Raw genomic sequence first — 4,424 nt, forward strand, 5'->3', positions numbered from 1 at the left:
ATCACGCTTCCGACCTGCTGTCCGCGCAGGAAGCTTCTCACTCTGCTATTCCGCGCCCTCGAACCACCGTGTCCCGCCTGACGCCAAGCGCCCCGCTCACCCGGAAACATCAACCCGCACAACCTTACTCACATCAACGCCAGGGACAAAAAACCGGGCGTCAAAGTCCGTTGTGCGGGTCAAACCAGAATGGGCGACGTCATGCCAATACGGTGCGAAACGACGGCTTCATGAATTGTTCCGGTTAAATGGGTCATCCGCCATGAGTATGCGACCTTCTGGTGGCGTGTCTCGGGCGACAGCCTGGAGGGCGAGGGCATCCTGGACGGCGACCTGATCGCCGTGGATCGGCCCGGGCAGCGGCACAGCGGGCGCATTGTCCTGGCCGTGGTCAATGGACAGATCACCGTGAAGAAGCTCGCAAAGCGGGACGGCCAATGGTCCCTGGACCCGCGCGCCCGCAGCGACGGCTACTATCATTTCATTGCCAGTTGACTTCTATTCCACATAAATGGTGACGTAAGTCGTAGAGTCACCGAGGTCCTGCACAGCTATTCCCCGCGCCTTGAGACATACTCAATTGACGAGAGCTTTGTCGATTTATCCGGCTTCGGGGATCGCATGGAGGCCCATGCCGCACGGATGCGGGATGCGGTCAGAACCGAGACCGGCATTCCAACCTGCGTGGGCATCGCCCCCACCAAGACGCTTGCCAAGCTGGCGAACTATGCTGCCAAGAAGAACCCCCTTTTTTCAGGGGTTTGCAATCTCATGGACCAGGATGTGCGGAACTATGTGATGCGCCGCATTCCCATCGGAGAAATCTGGGGCGTGGGGTCCGCGACCGAGGCCAAGCTGAAGGCCCAAGGGATCAACTCTGCCGCCGAGCTGCCCGACCTGCCTTTGGCGCTTGGCCGCAAGATCGGCACGGTTGTCCTGGAACGCCTGGTGGCCGAGCTGCGTGGGATACCTTGCATAGATTTTGAGGACGTGGCCCCGCAGCGTAAGGGCATGGCTGTCACCCGCTCCGCGGGCACACCCATGACGACATTTGATGTGCTGGCACAGGCTATCACAGCCCATGCGACACGAGCGGCAGAGAAGCTGCGTCAGCATGGCTTGGTGGCTGGCACGATGACGGTGTTCTACCACACCAATCCGCATAAGCCTGACAGGCCGCGCCATTCCTTTTCGCGCAGCATCCGCCTGCGGCCCATGTCCAACCATACGTTTGACCTGGTGGATGCCGCCGTAGCGGCCGCGCGGCGGGGCTGGAAGGGAGATCCGTCAGGAAATGGCTATGGCTACACCAAGGCCGGGATAATTCTCGATGACTTGCTGGCCGAGGCCGATCGACCCGCCATGCTTTTTACGCCGGATCAGCCGCGCGATGCGCGTCTGACCACGGCGCTGGATGCGATCAATGATCGCTTCGGCAAAAAAACGATGGTGTTGGCGCGAGAGGGAGTTAGCCGCTCATGGGCGACAAAGGCCGATCATAGATCGCCACACTATACGACACGGATTAGCGAGCTGCCTATTCTATCAGTGTAGGCCAATTTTTCTGTTAGATCGCTCATCCTTGTGTTTAGCATAGCAGCATCATCGTTTTTGATGAATGCCTTAGAGCCTAGCAATACAGAACCAAGGATAAAACGATGAATAGTAAAAGAATAACCGGTGTCGATAATGCATCCGAATACATGCCGATAAAAATGAGCGTGACGCTATACAATCCTGTTTCCGATGAGCAAGGTATAGAATACATTCAAATGCTTCGCGCCATTGAAAATGTAAATGTTTGGAGGCGACCAAATAAACTTCAAGATAGGAGCATTTTGTACCACGAAATTTTTGTTAAATGCTGGCCAGATGCAGCAGCTTCTGTTGCAGAAGTCTTAGCGTCTATTGCTAGCAATCACCCGGCTAACAAAGAAATTTTCAAGAATTAATCGCGTTCAAATATAGCATAAGTACCGACCTCTTACTATTCAAAGACTATATCATGGCGGCGTCCCTCGCGTTGGTCGGTCTAGGGCTGATCGCCCTGGCCCGCCCGCCCCGAGGGACCGCGCTCCAGGCTTGGCCGGCTGCACCGGCCTGCGCCCCGAGCCTATCCCCCTGCCCCTCCTTTACGCCTGATCCCGCTCGGGCTGTCTCTCCGAGTCAGCCCGCGCGGGGGCGCAATAGTCGGCCCAGGGCGCTAGTCTCGGCCCTTCGGGTCACGATCGCTCGCGCAAGAGCCAGCCTGCCCACAGGACGCCTCGCCTTCCTTCGCTCTATGAAGGCGCGTCCAGCTCGACGCCTGCAAGGCCCTTCCCTTCCGTTGGTCGGCCAGGGCTGGACAGGGCTGGCAGAGGGCACCCGGTTGTCCAGTCGCGCGGCATCAAAGCAACGCATCAACGTTTGCCAATGTGGTATTTGTAAGCGGTTGAGATTTGAGAACATCGCGGGACAGATCCGGATCTGGGATACATGTCTTAACCAAGACATCAAGTCGGTCGAACCATTCGCCTTCGTTGAACGCAAATAGATTGTACAATGCTTCGTTCGCTGTTTTGCAATCCCACTCTTTATGCTTTGCTTTGCAGTACTTCATTGCTGCCGTCATAATGTGCCAACGTAGCTTTGAGTACTTTCCTTCAAATCTTTTGTTTGAAGTAAGCATTTTAAGACGGTAGTGGCAGAAACAGGCAGTATAATAGTCGTCCTCCGCTTTACCTTCAGCAAAAACTTCAGAAAGTAACTCTCCGGTTAAACGATTTGGGTAACGGCTTGCAATATCGGGCCGCATCATTACCGTTGCAGCGTAGCAGCGCGCTGTCTCACGAACATCGAAGATTCTCACTGGCGCTATACTTTCTGGGCTATATTGACCTTTCCGACGCTCGAAATAAAGGCGGGTCGTTTCACTTGCCCCGCGAACATTAAAATAGCGTTCGAGGTCTCGCAGGGTTTTCATTGTAGATACAAATTGCGCATCTTCAACCTTAGACTGCCGATTTGTAGCTCGAACAATATCATCAATCACAACTGGATCGTCGGCTTCAATAAGTTTAACCATCAAACTTACTGTATCATCAGTCTGTTCATCTAAAGAAATAAGAACATTAGACGTTTGACAGCCGTTCACAATTTGAAAGTCTCTTATGTATATTTCTTGACCTGACGGCCGAACACTAGACGCTACTATTGTTACCCCATTGTTCATAAGTCCAAATCTGGACTTTTTATCAAAATCACCAAGGGTCCCTGCAATTTCTGCGTTCACGTCTACATCAACACCGAGAAAGTCACGAACATTTTCTTCAAAGAGTTTCTTCCGAGGTACTCCATGCTTATCCTTTAATATCGCCTCGATGAAGCTTCGAGCCTTAACAGTGGCGACATAGGCATTATTAATATTAGGTGCAGTCGGAAATGGCGCATATCCAATGGTTGGTAAGCTGGCTTCAACTGGCCCATCAGCAGCGAGCCAATATGCGTGAATAACGTCACGATGCCCCTTGATCAATTGTGTATTATGAAAATAACCTAATGCTGTTATGGCAATCAAGCCTGCGTCAAATGCCGCATTAATTTCAGCAGCCGGGGTGTCAGCAGCGGCGGTAAAAAAATAAGAGTGCAAGTCGGGAAGACCGCCCCTGATACGACCAATGTTTTTAAAAAGAAGCCTAAACATTTTTTTAAAGTCAGCCAAGAATTGGCTGTGTGGCTGTTTTGGCGAGTCTGACAGGTAGTCCGTGATCGCGGCAACAAATGAATCTACTTCCTGTTTTGACCAGCTTGTTGACCGCTTGGCTTGTGTTAAAACTACTGTAACGTGAAACTCACGGCGTGACGAAGCAAAGATTTCTTCAAGCTCGTCAAAATGAAAAACAGCACGGTCATCTAAAAATAGAAATGCCCCGTCAATTCCGGGATCTGCGCCGTCATAGACCAAATCTGTTGCTTCAACACTATCTGCTGAGTAGCGAGTAAAAGCGCAGTATGCCGTAAACGCTTCGAAATTTTTCGATTCTTCAAATGGGGCGGCAAAATCTTCGCAAAAAGATTCAAAATACGATCTTGTGACTAGATGCATAACTGACTGACCCCGTGGTGATGATACTCAACAGGACTGTACGGTTACGTCGCAGCACTACAATCTAAGATTCATAGTTTGTTGAACGTTTGCAAGCGCGGTGATCGCCCCTCCGGGGGGATTTGGACAAGCCAAACGCCCCCTGCGTGGCGTTCCTTATCGCGACGGGACGGGCCTGACTGTCACCTTTCGGCCTGGTCGCGTCCTGCGCCTGACAGATCGCCCCCATCCACCCAAGGGGCTTTCGCGGCATATCCTTGCCCCTGCGGGCCTACGGTATTCCACGGTCCCCTTGTGCGTCTGTGACCGATCCGTCCTGCTGGTCCTTGCGCGACCGACC

General features: G+C 52.7%; 4 protein-coding genes. 3 read left to right on the forward strand and 1 reads right to left on the reverse strand.

Annotated elements, in window-relative coordinates:
• Positions 1-255 precede the first annotated feature (255 nt).
• The 3 genes from GBO37_RS13950 to GBO37_RS13960 all read left to right on the forward strand — a co-directional run bounded on the left by GBO37_RS13950 (position 256) and on the right by GBO37_RS13960 (position 1,952).
• A complete protein-coding gene (locus GBO37_RS13950) occupies positions 256-495 on the forward strand; it encodes a LexA family protein (protein ID WP_371927586.1) in 240 nt (79 codons plus the stop codon).
• A gap of 12 nt (positions 496-507) precedes the next feature.
• Complete coding sequence (locus GBO37_RS13955) at positions 508-1,554, forward strand: Y-family DNA polymerase (RefSeq protein WP_371927587.1); 1,047 nt, start codon at positions 508-510, stop codon at positions 1,552-1,554.
• 104 nt (positions 1,555-1,658) lie between these two features.
• On the forward strand, positions 1,659-1,952 hold the full coding sequence (locus GBO37_RS13960) for a hypothetical protein (protein ID WP_157001297.1): 294 nt from the start codon (positions 1,659-1,661) through the stop codon (positions 1,950-1,952).
• 434 nt (positions 1,953-2,386) lie between these two features.
• Here the strand turns inward: GBO37_RS13960 and GBO37_RS13965 are convergent, their stop codons facing one another.
• The gene (locus GBO37_RS13965; RefSeq protein WP_084697177.1) at positions 2,387-4,084 is read right to left on the reverse strand and encodes an AIPR family protein; all 1,698 of its coding nucleotides are present in this window, start codon (positions 4,082-4,084) and stop codon (positions 2,387-2,389) included.
• Positions 4,085-4,424: the final 340 nt, after the last annotated feature.

This window comes from Paracoccus sp. 08 (assembly GCF_024105395.1).
Classification (GTDB): Bacteria; Pseudomonadota; Alphaproteobacteria; order Rhodobacterales; family Rhodobacteraceae; genus Paracoccus; species Paracoccus marcusii.

Coding starts and splice junctions, on each gene's coding strand:
- GBO37_RS13960 (WP_157001297.1), top strand. CDS start 1,659: ATGAATAGTAAAAGAATAACCGGTGTCGATAATGCATCCGAATACATG.
- GBO37_RS13965 (WP_084697177.1), bottom strand. CDS start 4,084: ATGCATCTAGTCACAAGATCGTATTTTGAATCTTTTTGCGAAGATTTT.